Origin of the sequence: Sphingobium sp. DEHP117, assembly GCF_030867385.1 — a bacterium.
Lineage (GTDB): Bacteria > Pseudomonadota > Alphaproteobacteria > Sphingomonadales > Sphingomonadaceae > Sphingobium.
This window is the reverse complement of sequence record NZ_JAPFBJ010000002.1, coordinates 695,639-719,577: the sequence shown is the minus strand read 5'-3', so window position 1 is coordinate 719,577 and position 23,939 is coordinate 695,639. Positions and strand designations below refer to the sequence as shown.

Here is a 23,939-nt window from a genome sequence, read left to right as displayed (position 1 = left end):
GCCATGGAAAAGAAAATCCGTTCCGATCTGCTCAAGATGACCGCGATCATGGTGATTCTCGCGGGTCTCGGCATCTATGCGCATGAGTTCGTGATCGCCGGCATCATGGCGAAGGCCGCGCTCAACCTCACCATATTCGGCCTGTTCGGCATCGCCGCATCGATCGCTTTCCGCCATGTCCTCGCGCTCAAGAACGAAGTGGTGGCGCTCAAGGCGTTGCAGGTGGACTTCGGCGCGCGCGAACGCCGCCCGCTCGACCCCTACAAGCATCCGGCAATCATTTTTCAGGAGCCGGAGCTGCTCGGCCACGGCTATAATCTCATCGCCGAGGAAATGAGCAAGCAGGAGAATTTCCAGATCTCCAACGCCACGGTGCAGATGATCCTGCACGATGTCGACATGCGCATCAACGACCGCAAATCGACCCTCATGTACTTCTCTGGCCTGATGGTTTTCCTGGGCCTTTTGGGCGCGTTCATGGGCCTGATGAAAACCGTGCATTCGGTAAGCGACCTCATCGGCAGCATGGACATGAGCGGCAAGGGCGGCACAGACGCCTTCGGCAAGATGATCGAAGGCATGAAGGCGCCGCTGAACGGCATGTCTGTCGGCTTCTCATCCTCGCTGTTCGGCCTGATGACATCGATGGTGCTGGGCGCGCTCGAACGGTTCATGACCAGCGCGATGAAGACGCTGCGCAACGAGTTCGAGCACTGGCTCGCCAACGTCTCCGCCCTCGAAGCGCCGCAGAGCGAGAGCGCACAGCGCGAGACGGTGGAACTGGGCAATGTCATCCGCGCGCTGGAGCTGGGCGGCAAGCATCTGCGCGACCTGCGCGAAACCGTGCTCGACAGCGCCCTGGCGCAGCAAGAGACGCGGGCCGCGGTCACCGAGATGACCGGCGCGGTGGCGAGCCTCGGCCGATCAACCGAAAGACTGACCGATCCTTCTCCGCTCCTCCAGCCGATATCGGATTGCGTGGCGGAGCTGGCGAGGAACCAGACCTTGATGGTGGCGCAGTTCAATGGCCTCATCAACGAAGCGCAGCGCGACCGGGAGACTATCACCCACGCGCTTGCCGAGATGCGGCAGATGGTGGAACAGAACAACGCGCTCTCCGGCACGCGGCTTCACGCGCAGATGGACCGGATGACCACGCTGCAGGCGGAACTGCTGGCGAAAGATGGGACGGGCCAAGGCGTTTCCTATTACCGGCGCGAGGGCGAAGGCGGCGGCTTGTTGTCGCGGCTCGCGGGGGTTTTGGTGCGCGGCGAGGCCTCGATCGACGCGGCGCGCGAACGGCGACGCCTGCGTGGCGAAGTGCGCCGGATGCTGGCGGGCCAGCGGCGCCTCGTGCGCAAGGTGGAGCGCACCTTCGGCGGGTCTTTGGGCCGGATCGAGCGCGCGCACAAGCAGGATGCGGCGCTGATCGCGCGACTGTCTGCGCAGGCCGAGGCGAATAATGCGCGCCTGGCCGTGCTGATGGAGCGCCTGCGGATCGAGGACGAAGCCACCGAGGGCGGTGCCTCACATCTGTTGCCCGGCATGCACGGCGCGCGGCTGGAGATGGAGGTGCTGAAGCATCGGCTCGATGCGCTGCAGGAAACCGAGGAAGCCGTGCGCTCTGCCCCGGAGCCACAGGACGGCGGCGCGCGCGCCACCGGCACCAACGGCAATCTGGACTGAGACGGAACGGAGCACGCCCATGAACCTCAACCCGCTCACCCGCTTCCGCAAGCCCAAGCGCGATTTCACACGCGTGGCGCAGCGCTTCGGCTGCCAGATCGACGGCACGCTGGTGATGATAGACCGCATGCTCGGCTATCAGGGCCGCGTCGTCAATTTTTCCGCCGGCGGAGCGATGTTCCGACCCAAGCTCGCTTATCTGATGGACCGGCGCGACATACCCGTGGCCCTGACCGTAGGCGGCACCGAAATGTTCGGCCGCATCATGCGCACTACGCCCGACGGCTTTGGCATCCGGTTTGATGAACCGCTTGAGGAAGAGCAGCTGCTGGCGTTGCTCGCCAACGATCGCACCCGCAAGGAAAGCGACGAAATCGAGTTTTTCGTCGACTGAGGCGCGAGGGCTGCGGCGACCTGTCTCATTCCGGGACGGTATTTACCTGTTTTTAACCATGTTTGGTCATTTTCGGGCGCTGAACCAATGAGGACAGGCCAGGGAGACCAGCGTTGGCACAGGATTTTCGCTCACCAAGGGTGGACGTGAGGATGCGACACAGCGCCTCGCTGCTCATCATCGCCCTGTCGATGCTGCCGATGTCGAGCCTCCACGCTGCGGACGACGACGTCGCGCCCAGGAGAGTGGCCGGGCCGATGCCCGATGGCAGCGTTGTGGCGGGGTGGGGCGGCTCGGCAACGCCACTGCACGACCCCTATGCAAATGCCACCGCCAACACTGGTGAAGCGCCGCTGGTCGCCGCCGTGATCGCGGATCAGGATCAGAACCCCGCCCTCCCCGCCTCGCAGGATGAAGCCACGGCAGAGCCGCCCCCCGGCACGGTCGAATCCCTGCGCAGTTCAATTGTTCAGTCGCTTAAGGAAAACCCGGAAATCCAGATCGCGCTCGCCCGGCAGGATGATGCGCGCTATGGCGTTCATGAAGCCTGGTCCGGTTATCTGCCGCATGTCGACATGACGGTAGCGATGGGCAAGGAATATAACGAGCCAGCAATCGGCAACACCACCACCCTGCGCCGCACCGAGGGCGTGGTAACGGTCAACCAGAACATCTGGGACTTCGGCACCACAGCGAACGACATTGCCCGCGCCCGCGCCAGCTATCGTAGTGCGCAGTGGAGCACGCGCGAGCGGATCGAGGCGATCTCCTACGACATCAGCGAAGCCTATCTCAATGTGCTTGAGCGGCAGAAGCTGGTCGAGCTGGCCGAACAGGAAATCGCGGCGACGGAAAAAATTCTCAACATGGTCTCGATCCAGCAGGATCTGGGCCTCACCACCCCCGCAGACGTCAGCCGCGCCAAGGCGCGGCTCGACAATGTGAAAGCCAAAGTGCTCGACCGCAAAAGTGCGCTGCAACAGGCACGCGAAGCCTATCGCCGCCTCACCCGCCGCCTGCCCGGCATGACGGTGGACCTGCCGCCGGCCGACAAGGCACTGCCCACCTCAGCCGGCGCGGCGGTGGCGATGATCGACGATCACAACCCGCGCATGGCGCAGGCGGTGCAGGACCGCCGCTCGCTCGAAAAACAGCGCGCGAGCCAGACCGGCACCTTCTTCCCGCGCGTTGGCCTCGTCGCCCAGGGCAACTGGAAGGACGACGTGCAGGGCGACACCGGTCGCAACCGCGACGCGCGCGCGATGGTGACGGTGAGCTACAGCTTCTTCAACGGCGGACGCGACATCGCCACCCGCAACCGCCTGTCGGCGCGGCTGCGCGAGGCCGACTATGAGCTGGACCGCCGCCGCCGCGAGGTGGAGCAGGACATTCGCATAGACTTCAACGCCCTGGAGGCAGCGCGCCAGAAGATCTCGACGATCGAAAACGAGATCGCCGCGACCGAGAAGGTGGCGGACCTCTACAAACAGCAGTTCCGCGAAGGCCGCCGCTCGGTGTTCGATCTGCTCGACAGCCAGCAGATCCTGTTCGACGCCAAGGCGCGGCGCCTCACCAACAATACCGAAAAGACGCTGGCCGAATTCCGCGTGCTTCAGCAGCTTGGCGGCCTGTTCGATCTTGTGAGCGAGGGGCAACCCCTGCCCCGCATCGTGATGCCCGCCCCGGGCAGCAACTGAGACCGGCGCTCGTACTCCGATCCTGCATCGTAAACGCCGCCTTGCGCCGCATGGTAAAGGCGGCGTTTACCATAAGGTAAGACTAAACCGCGATACTGCCCGGGTCGACAGTGGGAAGCTTCAATGGCCAAGATCAAAGGCACCGGCGGATCAGGTAAGGCGAAGGCAGCTGCGGGCGCTGAGCAGAAGGCGCATGCGGCAGCTCCGGCTGCGCCCGATGGCGTCGTCGATGCGCCCGGCGGCGCGGCCGTCATATCGGTAGGCACCGCGAATTACGGCGCGGCAAAGGTCGTCACACTCAGCGCGGACGACAAGGCGGAGCTTGGCATCCCCTTCTCCCCCTTCAAGACCGAAATCGTCGACATCGACGTAGTGCTCGTCTTCGCTGACGGCAGCAAAATCATCATTCCCGGCATGGCGCTCGCCGCCTTTTCCGGTCGCAAGCCGATGTTGCTGTTCACCGACAAGGAGATCAGCGCGGATCAGGCCGTCTCCACCGTCGGCGAAATCAAGGAACAGGCAGCGCCGATCAAGCTCGCGCTCTCCTCTGCCAATTCCGACGAAGACAGCAAGGCGCACAAGGACGGCGACAAACCCGAAGATGCGGGCGGAGTCCAACCCGCCGATTCGGCCAGTTCCCAAGCTCATCAGGCTTCCGAGGCGGAGCAGCAGCGCCGCTATGATGAGCAGAGCGCGCGCCTCAACGAAAAGATCAGCAACACTCTGGCATCGGCAAGCGCCCCTCCCGGCATCATCTCCGCCCGCGCGGTGGAACCCAGCCCGGACGACGCAATCGGCCCGGCAGGTATCGGCAAGCTGGTGCCCAAGCTCACCTTCACCCTCTATAACAAGGAGGGCGTGAGCACCGGCATCGAGAACGGCGTCACCACCGTCAAGGGATCGACCGGCGGTCCATCGAGCTCCACCAATGCAAAGTTCGCCGCGCAGTCTGCCAAGGAAACGATCACCGGCACGGCCGCGCACGATGTGATCTATGCCGACAATCCGGCGCAGGCGCCCGGCGGCGCGACGCTGCGCACGCTGCATGTCGAGGCGATGGTGCCTGCCAAGAACCTGCAGCTCAACGAGATCACGATCCCGTCGCTGCCCGCTGGCTATTCCATTGCCAACGCCACGCTGACAGCCAAAGGCTGGGTTGTCGATATTGCGGCGGGAGACATTCAGAAGGTCACCAGCCATGTCGACCCCAATACCGGCCAGACGGTAGCTTATCCTGCCAACCAGTCGCATTTCACCTTCGACCTGCAACTGATCTACACCGTGCCCGATCCTTCGACGCCGAGCGCGGGCGGTTTTCAGGACCAGTTCTTCCTGCCTGCGCAGCTTGGCCTCTCCTCCAATGGCGGACCGACCGTCAATGCCGTGGAAGTCTCGACCGCCTTCGGTATCAAGATCGTCACATCCGACGCGGACATGACCGTGACGAACCCGGTGACGGGCGAGCCGGTCTATGTGCTGTTCTCCAACCCGCCGGGCAATATCATCAATGCGGGGGATGGCGACGACACGATCGTTGCGGGCATCGGCGCGGACGACATTGACGGGGGCAACGGCCATGATGTCGTCAGCTATCAGACCTCGGTACGTGGCGTGGATGCCAACCTTGGCACCGGGGTCGGCCTGGGCGGCACGGCGGAGGGAGACCGCTATACGAGTGTCGAAGGGCTGATCGGCTCCGCCCATGACGATACGCTCACGGGCGACGCCAACGACAACAGCTTTGACGGCGGCGCGGGCGCTGACCGGATCGACGGCGGCGCGGGGACCGACAGTGCCGACTATAGCAACGCCATCGACCCAGCCACCTCCGGCACGCAGGGCGTGGAGATCTTCCTCGACGGCACCACCTCCCACGGTGGGCAGGCCGAGGGCGATGTCCTCAGCAACATCGAGATCGTGATCGGCACGAGCCGCGACGACAGGCTGCATGGCGGCGCGGGCAACGAAACACTGCAGGGCGGCGCGGGCAACGACCAGCTGTTCGGCAGCGCTGGCGCGGATACGCTCGATGGTGGAGCGGGGCGCGATGTTGCGGACTATTCCGGCTCGGCCAGCGGCGTCACGGTTTCGCTAGATGGCACGGCGGGCAGCGGCGGCGATGCGCAGGGCGACGTGCTCAGCAATATCGAGGACCTGATCGGCTCCGCGCATGACGACACGCTGACCGGCGACGCCAATGACAACCTCATCGTCGGCGGCGCGGGCGCGGACCGGGTGGATGGTGGCGCGGGCAACGACACGGTCGATTTCACCAGCTCCGGCGTCGGCGTAACTGTCTATCTCGACGGGCGCGCGGGCATCGGCGGGGATGCGCAGGGAGACACCTATTTCAACGTGGAAACGTTGATCGGTTCCGCCTTTGCCGACCGGCTTGTTGGAGCTGTTGGATCGCAGACATTGCGCGGCGGCCTCGGCAACGACTTTGTCGAAGGCGGCGCGGGCGCGGACACGCTCGACGGCGGCGACGGGTTCGACATCGCCAGCTATGCGGGCGCGGCAAACGGCGTGATCGTGGCGCTGGATGGCTCGCAACTGGGCGGCGGCGACCCGGTTGGCGACGTGTTCATCAATATCGAAGGGCTGGAAGGCTCGCTGTTTGACGACGTGCTGATCGGCACGGCGGGCAACGACACGCTGCTCGGCAATGACGGCGACGACACCCTTGTAGGCCTTGGCGGCAACAGCTTCCTTGGTGGCGGGGATTTTCTAGACGGCGGCGCGGGCTTCGACACGGTCGATCTCTCCGCCTCGCTGTTCGGCGTTACGGTCTATCTTGACGGGCGCACCGGCATCGGCGGCGATGCACAGGGCGACACGCTGGTCAGCATCGAGCATGTCATCGCCTCGGCGCAGGACGACACCCTCGTCGGCGGCGCGGGCGACGAATGGCTGGAAGGCCGCGCGGGCGACGATACGCTGATTGGTGGCGCGGGCGCGGATATCCTCCACGGCGGCACCGGCCTCGACACGGCGGACTATTCAGGCTCGCTCTCGGCCGTCACAGTCGCGCTCGATGGCTCGCTGGGCATCGGCGGCGATGCGGCAGGCGATCAGCTTTCGGGGATCGAGCGGCTGGTCGGATCGGCCTTCGACGATAGCCTGACCGGCGACGATCAGGACAATATCCTGCGCGGCAGTGATGGCGACGACACGCTCGTCGGCGCGCTGGGCGCGGACACGCTGATGGGCGAGGCGGGCTTCGACACCGCCGATTATTCGGCGGCGCAAGGCGCGGTCACCGTGCGCCTGAATGGCAATGCCTCGACGGGCGACGTGGCCGAGGGCGACAGGCTCTCGGGCATCGAGCGGGTGATCGGTGGCGCTTATGCCGATACGCTGCTGGGCGATTCGGCGGACAATGTGCTCGACGGCGGCGCGGGTGACGACACGTTGCGCGGCGGCCTCGGCGCGGACAGCCTGATCGGCGGCGCAGGCGCGGACACGGCGGACTATTCCGACGCGGTGCAAGGCGTCACCGTCAGCCTCTTGAGCGGCACGGGCACCGGCGGCAGCGCGCAGGGCGACACGCTGACCGGCATCGAAAACCTATCCGGCTCCAACTATGGCGACGTGCTGACCGGCGATGCGGGCGTCAACACGCTGTCGGGCGGCGCGGGCGACGACACGCTCTCGGGCGGCGCGGGCGCGGACTTGCTCGACGGCGGCGTTGGCGCGGACGTTGCGGATTATTCCACCTCGGCCAGCGCCGTGCAGGTCGCGCTCGATGGCTCGGCGGGCCAGGGCGGCGATGCGCAGGGCGATGTGCTCGTCAACATCGAGGGGCTGACGGGCTCTGCGTTCGACGACACGCTGACCGGCAATGACCTCGCCAACCGGCTTGACGGCGGCGCAGGCGACGATGTGCTGCGCGGCGGACTGGGGTCGGACCAGCTCATCGGCGGCGCGGGTTTCGACACGGCGGACTATTCGCAATCCGCCACCGCCGTCATCCTCGCAAACGACGGCAGCGTCGGGCTGGGCGGAGACGCGCAGGGCGACACATTGTCGGGCATAGAGCGCATCATCGGTTCGGGCTTTGATGACCGGATCAGCGGCGGCGCGGGCGCCGACACGCTCGATGGTGGGCTGGGCAACGATACGCTCGAAGGGCGCGGCGGCGCGGATGCGCTGGATGGCGGCGCGGGCACCGACATTGCGGATTACAGCAACTCCGCCAGCGGCATCGTCGCGGGGCTGGATGGCCGCGCCAACACCGGCGGCGACGCTGCGGGCGACACCTACGCCAATATCGAGGGGCTGTCCGGCTCCGCCTTTGCCGACACGCTCTATGGCTCCGCCGCCGACGACATCTTGCGCGGCCAGGGCGGCAACGACACGTTGGTCGGCTCTGCGGGCGCTGACGCGATGGAGGGCGGCACCGGCTTCGACACCGCCGATTATTCCGCGTCGGCCAGCGCCGTCACCGTCGACCTTTCCACCGGCAGCGCGGCGGGCGGCGATGCGGCTGGGGATATCCTTTCCGGCATCGAGCGGGTCATCGGCTCGGCCTTTGACGACAGCCTGACCGGCGGCGCGACCGACGATGTGCTGGAAGGCGGCACGGGCGACGATGTGCTCGCCGGCCGCCTGGGCGCGGACGTGCTCGACGGCGGCGCAGGATTCGACACAGCGGACTATACCGCGTCCGCCACCGGCATATCGCTGACGCTCGACGGCAGCCTCGGCATCGGCGGCGATGCGGCGGGCGACCAGGTGCTGAACGTCGAGCATATCATCGGCTCGACCTATGACGACAGCATCACCGGCGTCGGCGCTAATGAGTTTATTGAGGGCGGCGGCGGGGACGACGTGGTCTCCGGCAATGGCGGCGACGACATCCTCACTGGCGGCGCGGGCAACGACCGGCTTTCAGGCGGCGCGGGCGTTGACACGCTTCAGGGTGGCAGCGGCGACGACATATTGGAAGGCGGCGCGGGCGCAGACATCATCGATGGCGGATCGGGCGTCGATATCGCGGATTATACCGGCTCCGCTGCAGGCGTGACGATCGGGCTGGATGGCTCGGCAGGCATCGGAGGCGATGCGCAGGGCGACCAGCTCACCAATATCGAGGCGCTGCGCGGCTCCGGCTTTGCCGATACCCTCACCGGCGGTAACCTTGCCGACCAGATCGAGGGAGGCGCGGGCGATGACGTGATCATCGGCGGCGCGGGGGCGGATACGCTGCTCGGCGGATCGGGCAATGACAGCATAGAGGGCGGCGCGGGCGGAGACCTGATCGACGGCGGCACCGGCATCGACACGGCGGACTATAGCGCCTCGGCAAGCGGCGTGACCGTCTCGCTGGATGGCTCGGCGGGCCTTGGCGGCCATGCGACCGGCGATACGCTGCTCAATATCGAGCGCGTGATCGGCACCGGCGCGGCGGACCATATCATCGGCGCGGCGGCCGACGAGGAGCTTTACGGCGCGGGCGGCGACGACGTGCTCGAAGGGCGGGCGGGCGCGGACCTGCTCGATGGCGGCGCGGGCATCGACACCGCCGATTATTCCAGCTCTGCACAGGCGGTCACGGTCGATCTCGCCAGCGGCACCGGCAGCGGCGGCGATGCGCAGGGGGACACGCTGGTCGGCATCGAGAACCTGCTTGGTTCATCGGGCGCGGATACGCTGCTGGGCGCGGCGACGGACGATGTGATCGACGGCGGCGCGGGCGATGACACGCTCGTCGGCCGTGCGGGCGCGGACACGCTGATCGGCGGCGCGGGCAACGACATCCTTGATGGCGGCGCGGGCGCGGACAGCCTCGATGGCGGCGCGGGCTTTGACACCGTCGATTATTCCAGCTCCACCGTCGCGGTTGCCGTAGGCCTCGATGGCTCGGTCGGCATCGGCGGCGACGCGCAGGGCGATGTGATGACGAGCATCGAGCGGCTCGTCGGCTCCGGCTTCAACGACACGCTGACCGGCGGCGTGCTCAACGACCAGCTTGAAGGCGGCGCGGGCAATGACAGCATTGCGGGCGGCCTCGGCAACGATACGCTGCTCGGCGGCGCGGGCGACGATACGCTCGCGGGCGGCGCGGGCGCGGATGTGATCGACGGCGGCGCGGGCGTCGATACGGTCGATTATTCCAGCTCCACCGTCGCGGTGACGATCCACCTTGATGGCACGGTCAGCAGCGGCGGCGACGCCACCGGCGACCAGCTCACCAACATCGAAAACCTGACCGCCACAAGCTTTGACGACACGATCACCGGCGCGGCGGGCAACGAGGTGATCCGCGCGGGCGCGGGCGACGACGTGGTTTCGGGCGGCGCGGGCGACGACACGCTGTATGGCGAGGGCGGCGATGACATATTGGAGGGCGGCCTCGGCGCGGATGCGCTGATCGGCGGCAACGGCAACGATACCGCCAGCTATGCCAATGCTTCGGCAGGCGTTGCGGTCTCGCTCGATGGCACGGCGGGCACCGGCGGCGAGGCGCTGGGAGACACCCTCTCCGGCATCGAAAATCTCGAAGGCTCCGCCTTTGCCGATACGCTGGGCGGCGGCACGGGCACGGAAAATATTCGCGGTGGCGCGGGCAACGACCGCCTGCTCGGCAGCCAGGGCGCGGACGTGCTCGATGGCGGCGCGGGGCAGGACATCGTGGATTACACCGCGTCGGCCAGCGCGGTGACGGTGACGCTCGATGGCTCGACCGGCATCGGCGGCGACGCGGCGGGCGACCAGTATACCAGCATCGAAGGTGTGACCGGATCGACGCTGGACGACCATCTGAACGGCGGCGCGGCGGCGGACGTGATCGACGGCGGTGCGGGCAATGACGTCATCACCGGCGGCGGCGGAGACGACACGCTGCTCGGCGGTGCGGGCAACGACCAGATCGACGGCGGCGCGGGCGCGGACCTGATCGACGGTGGCGCAGGCGTCGATACGGTCGATTATTCGTCTTCCACCTCGGGCGTCAACGTTTCGGTCGACGGCTCGGCCTCCACCGGCGGCGCGGCGCAGGGAGACCAGCTGCTCAACATCGAAAACCTCATCGGTTCGGCCTATGACGACGTGCTGCTCGGCACGGCGGCGGCGGACACCATCACCGGCGGCGCGGGCAATGACGTGCTCGGCGGGCGCGGCGGCGCGGACGTACTGCTCGGCGGATCGGGCTTTGACACGGCGGACTATTCGGACGCCACCTCCGCCATCGCCGTGAGCCTCGCCAGCAACAGCGGCAGCCTCGGCGATGCGGCGGGCGATACGCTCTCCAGCATCGAGCGCATTGTCGGCTCCGCCTTTGACGACAGCATCACCGGCTCCACCGCCGTCGATACGCTGGAAGGCGGCGCGGGCAATGACATGATCGACGCCGGATCGGGCGACGATATCCTGCTCGGCGGGGCGGGGAACGACAGCCTCGTCGGCGGGTCGGGCGCGGACCAGATCGACGGCGGCGCGGGCACGGACACCGCCGACTATTCGGCATCCGGCGTCGCGGTGCAGGTGCGCCTGGATGGTGTGGCAAGCTCGGGCGGCGATGCGCAGGGCGACATCCTGACCAACGTCGAGTCGGTCATCGGTTCAACCTATGACGATACGCTGACCGGCGGCGCGGGCGATGACCAGCTCCATGGCGGTGCTGGCGATGACCTGCTGCGCGGCGGCGCGGGCGCGGACCTGTTTGACGGCGGTACGGGTGTGGACACGGCGGACTATCGGCTCGCCACGGCTGGCGTGACGCTCAACCTCACCACCGGCGGCACCGGCGGCGAGGCGACGGGCGACAGCTTCACCAACATCGAGATTGTCGAAGGATCTGGCTTTGCCGACTCGATCACCGGCGGCGCGGGCGCGGACGACCTGCGCGGCAATGCCGGTGATGACTTTATCGACGGCGGCGCGGGCGCGGATATCCTCACCGGCGGCACCGGCGACGATGTGCTGCGCGGCGGCGCGGGCGCGGACCAGCTGGTCGGCGGCGCAGGGTTGGACGCGGCGGATTATACCTCATCGACCTCCGCAGTGGCGATCAACCTCGATGGCTCGCTGTCTGCGGGCGGCGATGCAGCGGGCGATACGCTCTCCAGCATCGAGCGGGTGATCGGCTCCGGCTTTGACGATACCCTCACCGGCACGGCGGCAAACGAGGTGCTGGAAGGCGCGGGTGGCAATGACGCGCTTTATGGCGGCGGCGGGTCCGACACGCTGGATGGCGGCGCGGGCAATGATCTGCTGAATGGCGGGGCGGGCGCGGACGTGCTGATCGGCGGCGCGGGCTTTGACACCGTGGATTATTCCGGCTCGGCCAGCGCCGTGACGGTGCGGCTGGATGGCACCCCCTCCTCCGGCGGTGATGCGGCGGGTGACAGCCTGTCCGGCATCGAAGGCGTGATCGGCTCGGCCAATGACGACCTGCTGTTCGGCGGCACCTCCAACGATGTGCTCGATGGCGCGAGTGGCAATGACCAGATCTCCGGCGGCGCGGGCGACGACAGCCTGCTCGGCGGATCGGGCGACGACATATTGGAAGGTGGCGCGGGCGCGGATGCGCTGGATGGCGGCGCGGGCAATGACACCGCAAGCTATGCCAACGCGACGGCGGGCGTTGCGGTCTCGCTTGGCGGCGCGACGGGCACCGGCGGCGACGCGCTGGGCGATACGCTGATCAACATCGAGAACCTGATCGGTTCCGACTATGCCGACACGCTCGGCGGCGGCGCGGGCAGCGAAACGATCTCCGCCGGCGCGGGCGACGACACCTTGCTGGGCAGTGCGGGCGCCGACGTGCTCGACGGCGGCGCGGGCGTCGATACCGTCAGCTATGCGGTTTCCGGCGCGGGCGTCACCGCCTATCTCGATGGGCGCGCGGGCTCTGGCGGCGATGCGTCAGGTGACACTTACGCCAATATCGAACAGCTCACCGGCTCCGGCTTCAACGACACGCTCATCGGCAACTTCACCGATGACAGGATCGACGGCGGCGCGGGCGACGACCAGATTGACGGCGCGGGTGGCGACGACACACTGCTGGGCGGCGCAGGCAACGACCTGATCCACGGCGGCGACGGAGCAGACAGCATCGACGGCGGGGCGGGCACCGACACAGTCAGCTATGACGACTCGACCAGCGGCGTCACCGCGCGGCTCGACGGGGTTGCTGGCAGCGGCGGCACCGCGCTGGGCGATGCGCTGAGCCATGTAGAGACGCTGCAAGGCTCGATCTATGCCGATACTTTGATCGGCGACGCCAATGCCAACACGCTGCAGGGCGGCGATGGCGACGATACCCTCATCGGCGGCGCGGGCGCGGATGCCCTTGTCGGCGGCAATGATTTCGATACGGCGGACTATTCCACCTCTGCGGCGGGCGTCACCGTGGGCGTGGACGGCTCGGTCGGCAGCGGCGGAGACGCGACGGGTGATACGCTCTCCGGCATCGAGCGGATCGTCGGCTCGGCGCTGGCCGATACGCTGTCCGGCGGGATCGGCATCGAAACGCTGGACGGCGGCGCGGGCAATGATACGCTGAAGGGCAGCCTCGGCGCGGATACGCTGATCGGCGGCGCGGGGACGGACACGGCGGACTATAGCGCCTCCTCGGCTGGCGTGACGGTGGCGCTGGACGGCACCTTCGGTTCCAGCGGCGACGCGGCGGGCGATACCCTCGCCGGCATCGAGCGGATCACCGGCTCGGCCTTTGCCGATACGCTCGGCGGTTCCACGGGCAACGACGCGCTCTCTGGCGGCGCGGGCGACGACATGCTGATCAGCAGCGCGGGCGCGGACGCCTATGACGGCGGCGCCGGGATCGACACGGTGAGCTTTGCAGCCGCCACGGCGGGCGTCACCGTTGATCTTTCGGCGGGCACCGGTGCGGGCGGCGACGCGGCGGGTGATACATTCGCCAATGTCGAGCGCATCACCGGCTCCGACTATGCGGACAGCCTGACCGGCGGCAACGCGGACGAAATCCTCGAGGGCGGGCTGGGCGACGATACGCTGTCCGGCGGTGCCGGGGCGGACACGCTCGACGGTGGCGCAGGGGATGACCTGCTGACAGGCGGCGCGGGTGCCGATACTCTCATCGGCGGCGCGGGCTTTGACACGGCGGATTACTCCGCCTCTGCCGCTGCCATCCAGCTCGTGCTCGACGGATCGAGCGCGTCCGGGGGGGACGCGGCGGGCGACACCCTCACCGGCATCGAGCGGGTGATCGGTTCTGCCTTCAACGACGACATTGCCGGTGGCTCGGCGGGTGAAACGCTGGAAGGCGGCGCAGGTAACGACATCCTCACCGGCAATGGCGGCGGCGATACGCTGCTGGGCGGAGCGGGCAACGACACGCTGGCAGGCGGCGCAGGCGCGGATGCGCTCGACGGTGGCGCGGGCACCGATACGGCGGATTACAGCGCGTCGGTGCTGGGCGTAACCATCAACCTTGCCACCGGCACAGGCTCCGGCGGCGATGCGCAGGGCGATACGCTCGCCAACATCGAGCGCGTGCTGGGTTCGGGCAACAGCGATACGCTTACCGGCAGTGCAAACGCGGACATATTGCTCGGCCAGGGCAATGACGACGTGATCGACGGCGGCGCGGGCAACGACACGATCGACGGCGGATCGGGCGACGACACACTTTCAGGCGGCGCAGGCGCTGACGCCATCGACGGCGGCACCGGCATCGACACCATCAGCTATGCCACCTCGGGTGCGGGCGTCACCATATCGCTCTCTGGCGGCGCAGGGACCGGCGGCGACGCGGCGGGCGACACGATCAGCAACGCCGAGATTCTGGAAGGCTCTGCCTTTGCCGATACGCTGGGTGGGCGCGCGAGCGCGGACACGCTGCTCGGCGGCGGCGGCAACGACACCCTGACCGGCAGCACCGGCGCGGACGTGCTCGACGGCGGCGCGGGCACCGACACGGCGGACTATTCCGCCTCGGCCAGCGCGGTCACGGTCTATCTCGATGGCTCGGTCTCCGTCGGCGGCGACGCGGCGGGCGATACGCTCTCCAGCATCGAGCGGGTGCTCGGCTCAGCTGGCAATGACGCGCTCTATGGCACCGGCAATGCCGATACGCTGGAGGGCAACGGCGGCAACGATACGCTGACGGGTGACCTCGGCAATGACACGCTGCTCGGCGGCGCTGGGAATGACCTGCTGATCGGCGGTGCGGGCGCGGACAGCCTGGACGGTGGCGCGGGTACGGACAAGGTCAGCTATGCATCGTCCGCCAGCGCGGTCAATGCCGGGCTGGATGGCGCGGCGCAGACCGGCGGCGATGCGGCGGGCGATACCATTATCAATGTCGAGACGCTTGAAGGCTCGGACTATAACGACACGCTGCGCGGCGGCACCGGCGCGGAAACACTGATCGGCGGGCTGGGCACCGATACGCTGATGGGCAGCCTCGGCGCGGACGCGCTCGATGGCGGCGCGGGCACCGACACGGTCGATTATTCTTCCTCCACCTCGGCGGTGAGCATCAGCCTCAATGGCTCGGCAGGGACCGGCGGCTATGCGGCGGGCGACACGCTCTCCAATATCGAGGGCATTATCGGTTCGGCCTTTGCCGATACGCTGTCCGGCGCGAATGGCGACGACACGCTGAGCGGCGGCACGGGCGACGATATACTCTCCGGCGGCAATGGGGACGACACGCTGTCTGGCGGCACTGGCAACGACAGCCTGACCGGCGGCGCGGGCGCGGATGTGCTAGACGGCGGCGCGGGCACGGATACCGCGAACTATACCGCCTCGGTCGCTGCCGTCGTGGTGAACCTGAACGGCCTCGCCTCTTCCGGCGGCGACGCGGCGGGCGACATGCTCTCGAACATCGAGATCGTGCAGGGCTCGGCGCAGGGCGACATCATCACCGGCGGCACGGCGGACGAGCAGCTCTACGGCAATGGTGGCGCGGATACCCTCATCGGCGGCGCAGGCGCGGACCTGCTCGACGGCGGCACCGGCACCGATACGGCGGATTATTCCTCCGCCACCGCTGCCGTCACCATCGCGCTCGATGGCTCGGCAGGCAGCGGCGCGGAGGCGGCGGGCGACACTATCGCCAATGTCGAGCGCCTCATCGGGTCCGGCTTCAACGATACGCTGGGCGGATCGACCGGCGACGATACGATCCTAGGCGGCGCGGGCAATGACACCATCTCCGGCGGCGCGGGCAATGATGCGCTATCCGGCGAGGCAGGCAACGATACGCTGGTGGGCGGCGCGGGCGCGGACACGCTCGACGGCGGATCGGGCTTTGATACGGCGGACTATTCCGGCGCACTTGCTGCCGTCACCGTCTATCTCGACGGCACGACAGGTTCGGGCAGCGACGCGGCGGGCGACGTTCTCACCAACATCGAGCAGTTGCTCGGCTCCGGCTTTGACGACCGGCTGACCGGCGGCAACGCGACCGAGACGATCCGTGGCGGCGCTGGCAACGACATTATCTTCGGCGCGAATGGCGATGATTCGCTTTATGGCGAGGCAGGCAACGACACGCTGACCGGCGGCCTGGGCGCAGACCTGATCGATGGTGGCGCGGGTACCGACACCGCCAGCTATTCCAGCTCGCTCGCGGGCGTGACCGTGTATCTGGACGGCACCATATCGGTGGGCGGCGATGCGGACGGCGACGTGCTCGTCAGCATCGAAACGCTGATCGGTTCCGCCTTCGCGGACATGCTCTATGGCTCCACCGGCGCAGACACGATGAGCGCGGGCGCGGGCGATGACATTCTCTATTCGAGCAATGGCGCGGACGTGCTGACCGGCGGCACCGGCTTTGACATCGTCGACTATTCCAACAACGCGGTGGCCGTGACGGTGCGCATGGATGGCGTTGCGTCGTCCGGCGGCTTTGCGCAGGGCGATGTGCTGAGCGAGATCGAGGAGGTGATCGGCACCACCCTGAACGACAGCATCACCGGCTCCGCCAATGCCGATACGATCCTCGGCAATGACGGCAACGACACACTCTCCGGCGGCGCAGGCAACGACACGCTGCTGGGTGGCAACGGCAATGATACGCTGATCGGTGGAACCGGCTCCGACACGCTGGATGGCGGCGCGGGCACCGACACCGCCGATTATTCCGGCGCGGCCACAGGCATAGCCGTGCGCATGGATGGCGTCGGCGGATCGGGCGGCGAGGCGCTGGGCGATGTGCTGACCAGCATCGAGACGGTGATCGGCTCCGGCTTCGCCGACACCATCGACGGCAGCTTTGGCGCGGACACGATCCAGGGTGGCGCGGGCGACGACATAATCGACGGCAAGGCGGGCGACGACACCCTCCAGGGAGGCGCGGGCAACGACACGTTGACCGGCGGCGCGGGCGCCGACGCACTCGATGGCGGCACCGGCACCGATATTGCGGACTATTCCGCCTCCACCAGCGCAGTCACCGTCTATCTCGACGGCACGGCGGGCAGCGGCGGCGATGCCGCAGGCGACACGCTCGCGAATATCGAGACGGTCAAGGGTTCGGCCTATGCCGATACGCTCTATGGCTCCACCGGCGCGGATACGCAGGATGGCCAGGGCGGCGTCGATACGCTGATGGGTAGCGCCGGGGCCGATGCGCTCATCGGCGGCACGGGAGTGGACACGGTGGACTATAGCGCGTCCGCCTCCGCCGTAGCGGTAGACCTCAATGCGGGCACCGGCTCTGCGGGTGATGCGGCGGGCGACACATATAACAGCGTCGAGCGGATCGTCGGCTCTGGATTGGCTGATACCATCATCGGCAGCGCCAATGCCGACACGCTGGAAGGCGGCGCAGGCGATGACACGATCGACGGCGGTGCGGGTGCAGATACCATCCTCGGCGGCGCAGGCAACGATACCCTCGTCGGCGGATCGGGCAGCGACATCATCGATGGCGGCGCAGGCACCGACACGGCGGACTATTCCGCCTCCACCACCGGCGTCACCGTCTATATCGACGGCGTAAACCAGGGCCAGGGCGGCACCGCCACCGGCGACGTACTGAGCAATATCGAGCGGGTGATCGGCTCGGCCTTTGGCGACGTGCTTTATGGCACGGCCGGCAATGAGACGTTGCAGGCAGGCGCGGGCAACGACGTGATCGAAGGCGGCGCAGGGGCCGACGTGATTGACGGCGGCGCGGGCACAGACACGGCATCCTATGCGAACGCAACCGCAGGCGTAACCGCAAGTCTCGCCACCAACAGCGGCACAGGCGGAGACGCCAATGGCGATACGTTCACGGGCATCGAAGGGCTGACCGGCTCGGCCTTTGACGATACGCTCTCCGGCGGAACGGGCGCGGAGACGCTGGACGGCGGCGCGGGCAACGATACGCTGGTGGCGAGTGCGGGCGCGGATGTGCTCATCGGCGGCGCTGGGTTCGATACGGCGGACTACAGCGGCGCGGCGGCGGGCGTTACCGTCAACCTCGATGGCTCGGCAGGCAGCGGCGACATCGCGGCGGGCGATACGCTCTCCGGCGTGGAAGCCGTCATCGGCTCGGGCTTTGCCGACACGATCACCGGCACTTTCTCCAACGACACGCTCTATGGGCGCGGCGGCGACGACACGCTGCTCGGCGGCACCGGCAGCGACACGCTCTATGGCGAGGCGGGCAACGACACGCTACAGGGCGGCGGCGGCGCGGACGTGATGGATGGCGGCGCAGGCACCGACACGGTCAGCTATTCCGCATCCAGCGCGGCGGTGACGATCGACCTTTCGGCAGGCACCGCCACGGGTGGCGATGCGACCGGCGACACCTTTACGAATGTCGAGCAGTTCGTCGGCTCGCGCCTCGGCGATACGCTGATCGGCGGCACCGGCGCCGACAATTTCGACGGTTTCGACGGCGACGACACGCTGCGCGGCGGCGCAGGCGACGACACGCTTGCGGGCGGCATCGGCAATGACTTCATCGAAGGCGGCGCGGGGGCGGACAGCATCATCGGCGGCGCGGGCACCGACACCGCCGACTATAGCGCCTCGGCCAGCGCGGTGACGATCCGCACCGCAGGCACATCGAGCGGCGGCGACGCGGCGGGCGACGTGCTCTCCGGCATCGAGGCAGTCATCGGCTCGGCCTATAACGACCAGTTCGAAGGTTCATCGGCGGACGAGGATTTCACCGGCGGCGCGGGCAATGACAGCTTCATCGTCAGCGGCGGGGCAGACATCTATCGCGGCGACGCGGGCACAGACACGGTCGACTATTCCACCTCCGCCTCCAACGGCATGAAGATCTATATGGACGGCAGCTTCGGCACCGGCGGCGATGCTGCGGGCGACCGGCTGTTCAACGTCGAGATCGTCATCGGCTCCGCGCAGGGTGACGAGATCACGGCGGACGCGACCGGATCGACCATCCAGGCGGGCGCTGGCAACGACATCCTCCACGGCGGCGACGGCGCGGACACCTTGGATGGCGGCGCGAACGACGACACCATATCCTCGGGCCTCGGCGCGGACACGATAATCGGCGGCTCCGGCACCGATACGGCGGACTACAAGCTCTCCACCGCTGGCGTCACCATCGCCAATGACGGCACGGCGGGCGTAGGCGGCTGGGCGCAGGGCGACGTGCTTTCCGGCATAGAGCGCATCGAAGGCTCGCAGAATTATGACGACGTGCTGCGCGGTGGCACATCCGGCGCCAGCGTGCTCTGGGGCTGGGGCGGCAACGACAGCTTCGTAAGCTATGGCCAGGCGGACAGCATCGACGGCGGCACCGGCACCGACACCCTCGACTATTCCGGCTCGCTTTCGGGCGTGACCGTGCGGCTCGATGGCACGGCGTCGTCCGGCGGCGATGCGGCGGGCGATACGATCCTCAACGTAGAGCATGTCATCGGCTCGGGCCAGGGCGACACTATTTATGGCACCGGCGTCAACGAGACGCTGGAGGGCATGGCCGGCAACGACACGCTGGTCGGCGGCGCGGGCGCGGATGTGCTGGATGGCGGCGCAGGCTTCGACACGGCGGACTACAGCAGCGCGGGCGGCATCGTCGTGCGCATGGACGGGCTTGCAGGCACTGCGGGCGAGGCCAATGGCGACGTGCTGATCAGCATCGAGCAGGTGATCGGTTCTTCGCTGGCGGACATCATCATCGGTTCCACGGCTGCGGATACGATCGTCGGCGGAGACGGCGACGACATCTTCCGGCCGGATCTGGGCGCGGATACATTGGATGGCGGCAATGGCAACGACACGGTCGACTATTCCTCCTCGGGCAGCGCGCTCACGGTGAACCTCACCAACGCGGCGCTCTCCACCGGCCTCGCGCAGGGTGACACCTACACCTCGATCGAGACGTTCATCCTCTCCGGCCTCAACGACAGCTTCACCGGCGACGCCAATGCGCAGACCATTCAGGCTGGCGCGGGCAACGACACGATCAACGCGGGCGACGGCGACGACACCCTGCAGGGCGGCGCGGGCAACGATACGCTGATCGGCGGCGCGGGCGCGGACAGCATCGACGGCGGTGCGGGCACCGACGTGGTGGATTACAGCGCCTCCTCGGCGGCGATCAGCATCAATCTCGGCACCGGCAGAGGCAACACCGGCGGCGATGCGCAGGGCGACATTTTCGTCGGCGGCACGATCGAGAACGCCATCGGTTCGGCCAATGACGATACGATCATCGGGTCCACCGGCGTCAATAATCTTCAGGGCGGCGCGGGCAACGACAGCATCGAGGGCGGCGCAGGCGCGGACGTGATGGATGGCGGCGCGGGCACCGATACCGCCAGCTATGCCAACGCTGGAGCAGCCGTCACGGTAAGCCTGACGAGCGGCACCGGCACGGCGGGCGACGCCAATGGCGACACACTCGCGAATTTCGAGAATCTGCGCGGCTCTGTCTATGGCGATACGCTGACCGGTAGTGCCGGCATCAACACCATTTGGGGCGGCATCGGGTCAGACGTCATCAACGGCGGCGCGGGCGACGACTTCCTCTATGGCGAGGATGGCGACGACACGGTTGAGGGCGGCGCAGGCGCAGACACGATAGACGGCGGCCTGGGCACCAATACCCTCACCTATGCCAATTCGACAAGCGGCGTCACCGTAAACCTCGGCACCAGCACCGCTAGCGGCGGCGACGCGGCGGGCGACATTTTCTCTAACTTCGTCAGCCTGACAGGTTCTGGCCAGAATGACAGCCTGACGGGCGATGTCAGAGGCAACCTAATCCAGGGCAATGCCGGCGACGACACGCTGGACGGCGGCGCGGGCAACGACACGCTCTGGGGTGGCAATGGCAACGACATCATCATGGGTGGGGCGGGTAACGACGCCAACCGGGGCGATGCGGGCACCGACACGATCAACTATTCGCTGAGCGCCTCGGCTGTAACTGTCAGTCTCACTAGCGGCACCGGTAGCGGCGGCGATGCGCAGGGCGACACATACAACACCATCGAGAATATCACCGGCTCGGCCAACGGCGACTCGCTGACCGGCGATGGCAACGCCAACGTGATCGACGGCGGAAATGGCAACGACGATCTCTCCGGTCTGGCCGGCAACGACACGATCCAGGGCGGCGCAGGCAACGACACCATCACAGGTGGTGCAGGCGCGGACATCCTGGACGGCGGCGCGGGCACCAACACGCTGTTCTTCGGCACCAACTTCGGCAACCTTGCCTCCGTTTCCGCCTCGGCGGGCATCACCATCAACCTCGATGGCGTGACGGCTGGTATCGGCTGGGATGCAGCCGGTGACAAATACAGCAACTTCCAGAACGTCTACCTCACCAACCTCGCCGACAGCGTCACCGGCACCGCCGCGAACGAGTGGTTCCGTGGCCTCGGCGGCGCGGACACCATCAACGGCGGCGGCGGCACAGACACCGCATCCTATTATGGCAGCGCGGCAGTCTCCATAGGCCTATCCGGCGCGGCAGGTACCGGAGGCGAGGCGGCGGGTGACGTCCTGACCAACATCGAGATCCTGCAAGGCTCCGCGAACGACGATACCCTGTGGGGCAGCACCGGCGCAGATACGCTCTATGGCATGGAAGGCGCGGATGTGTTGCGCGGCGACGCCGGAGCGGACACGCTCGACGGCGGCACCGGCAGCGATACGGTCGACTATAGCCTCACGAACAACGCCGTTACCGTCAACCTGCTGACCGGCACCGGCAGCGGCAACGACGCAGCAGGCGACACTTACATCAGCATCGAAAATGTCAACGGCAGTGGTGGCAACGACTTCATCTATGGCGATGCCAATGCCAACGTCATCAACGGCAATGCGGGCAACGACTTCATCCGCGGCGGTGCGGGGGCGGATACCATCAACGGCGGCGCAGGCACCGACACGGTCGACTATTCGGACTCGACCGCAGCCGTCACCATCAATCTCGATGGCAGCGCCTCGGCGGGCGGCTATGCGCAGGGCGACATCGTCCTTGCGGTCGAGGGCGTGATCGGTTCGGACTATGACGACACGATCAACGGCTCGACCGGCGGCGAGACTCTGTCGGGCGGCAACGGCAACGACATCATCAACGGCAATGCGGGCGATGACATCATCACCGGCGGCGCGGGCAACGACACGATCACCGGCGGCACAGGCGCGGACAACATCGACGGCGGCACCGGCACCGACTCACTGAGCTATGCCGCCTCCACCGCAGGCGTGACCGTCTATCTGGACGGCGTGACGATGGGTAGCGGGGGCGATGCGCTGGGCGATATCGTCACCGGCATCGAAACGCTGACCGGCTCCAGCCTCAACGATACTCTGTATGGCTATACGGCGGCGGAGAGCCTCTTCGGCGGCGCGGGCAACGATATACTGATCGGCGGCGCGGGCGCGGACACGCTTGACGGCGGTACCGGCACGGACAGCGTCTCCTACATCACCGCCACGGTCGCGATCAGCGCCAGCTTCGCCAGCGGATCGCTGGTGGTGAGCGGCGGTGGCGGCGACGCGACCGGAGACGTGTTCGTCTCGATCGAGGGTGTGATCGGCACCGCCTTTGCGGATAGCTTCACCGGCGGCAGCGGCGCGGAGAGCATGGACGGCGGCGCAGGCAATGACCTTGTTTATGGCAGCGCGGGCGCGGATACCCTCATCGGCGGCGCGGGAACGGATACGCTCGATTATTCGGCGTCTTCATCGGGCATCACGCTGGATCTCAACGGCACCACCTCAAGCGGCGGCGATGCGGCGGGTGATATCGTGACCGGCTTCGAGGTGGTCTACGGCTCCGGGCAGGCAGACAGCATCACCGGTTCCGCTTCCGCCGAAACCGTCTATGGACAGGGCGGCAACGATACACTGATCGGCGGCGGCGGCGCGGATGTGCTGGATGGCGGCGCAGGCACCGATACGGCAAGCTATGCCAGCGCGACTTCGGCGGTCACCGCAAACCTTGGCAATGCCGCGCTCAACACCGGGGATGCGGGCGGCGACAGCTATGTGAGCATCGAAAACCTGACCGGCAGCGGTTTCAACGACAATCTGACAGGCGACAGCAGCGCCAACAGCATCGACGGCGGCGCAGGCAATGACAGGCTCGCCGGCGGCGGCGGGGCGGACACGCTGACGGGCGGCAGCGGCACCGACACCGCGGATTACAGCGCCTCGGCCAGCGCGGTGACGCTCAACCTCTCTACCGCCACCGGCACGGGGAGCAGCGGCGACGCGACCGGTGACACCCTCACCGGGATCGAGGCCGTTACGGGCAGCTCTGGCGACGACAGCTTCACGCTGGGCCTCTCCAGCGGGTGGAGTGTCGATGGCGGCTCGGGGACGGACACAGTCTCGATTGCGGCCAACAGCGGCGCGCTCAATCAGGCGAGCCTGACAGGCATCCTCAGCCATGTCGAAACCATCGACTTCAGCGCCAGCAATGTCGTCGGCTCGCTGACGATGGATGCCAGCGTGATCCAGACGCTCGTCGGCGCGGGCAACAGCTCGGTCCTTACCATCGACCTTGATGGCAACGACAGCCTGGCGATCAGCGGCGGCGCCTTTTACTCACAAGTCGGCAACGATTATTTCTTCTATAGCGACGCCGGGCACACTACGCAGACCGCCAAGCTCTCCGTTATATGATCGACTGATCCGTTTTGGCGAGGCGACGGGGGTCAAGTGCCCCACGCATCGACGTAAGCTACGGAAAACATTGAACCAAAATGGACCATTAACAGGATTCCCAG

At 67.2% G+C, this 23,939-nt stretch carries 4 protein-coding genes; all 4 read left to right on the top strand.

Translation table 11 applies throughout. The annotated features are described in order from the left end of the window. The first annotated feature begins 3 nt into the window (after nt 1-3). The 4 genes from OOT33_RS10555 (at nt 4) to OOT33_RS10540 (ending at nt 23,835) form a co-directional block, all read left to right on the top strand. Nucleotides 4-1,686 (top strand): hypothetical protein, encoded by a 1,683-nt coding sequence (locus OOT33_RS10555; protein WP_307749985.1) that lies wholly within the window; start codon nt 4-6, stop codon nt 1,684-1,686. 19 nt (nt 1,687-1,705) lie between these two features. Next, nucleotides 1,706-2,080, top strand: a complete 375-nt coding sequence (locus tag OOT33_RS10550) for a PilZ domain-containing protein (protein WP_307749984.1) — start codon at nt 1,706-1,708, stop codon at nt 2,078-2,080. A 113-nt stretch (nt 2,081-2,193) separates the two neighbouring features. Further along, a complete protein-coding gene (locus tag OOT33_RS10545; protein ID WP_307749983.1) occupies nt 2,194-3,777 on the top strand; it encodes a TolC family outer membrane protein in 1,584 nt (527 codons plus the stop codon). A 123-nt stretch (nt 3,778-3,900) separates the two neighbouring features. Further along, nucleotides 3,901-23,835, top strand: a complete 19,935-nt coding sequence (locus OOT33_RS10540) for a hypothetical protein (RefSeq protein WP_307749982.1) — start codon at nt 3,901-3,903, stop codon at nt 23,833-23,835. The last annotated feature ends 104 nt before the right edge of the window (nt 23,836-23,939 follow it).

Excerpts from the sequence above, each read along its gene's own strand:
- OOT33_RS10555 (WP_307749985.1), top strand. The coding sequence starts at position 4 with ATGGAAAAGAAAATCCGTTCCGATCTGCTCAAGATGACCGCGATCATG.
- OOT33_RS10550 (WP_307749984.1), top strand. The coding sequence starts at position 1,706 with ATGAACCTCAACCCGCTCACCCGCTTCCGCAAGCCCAAGCGCGATTTC.
- OOT33_RS10540 (WP_307749982.1), top strand. The coding sequence starts at position 3,901 with ATGGCCAAGATCAAAGGCACCGGCGGATCAGGTAAGGCGAAGGCAGCT.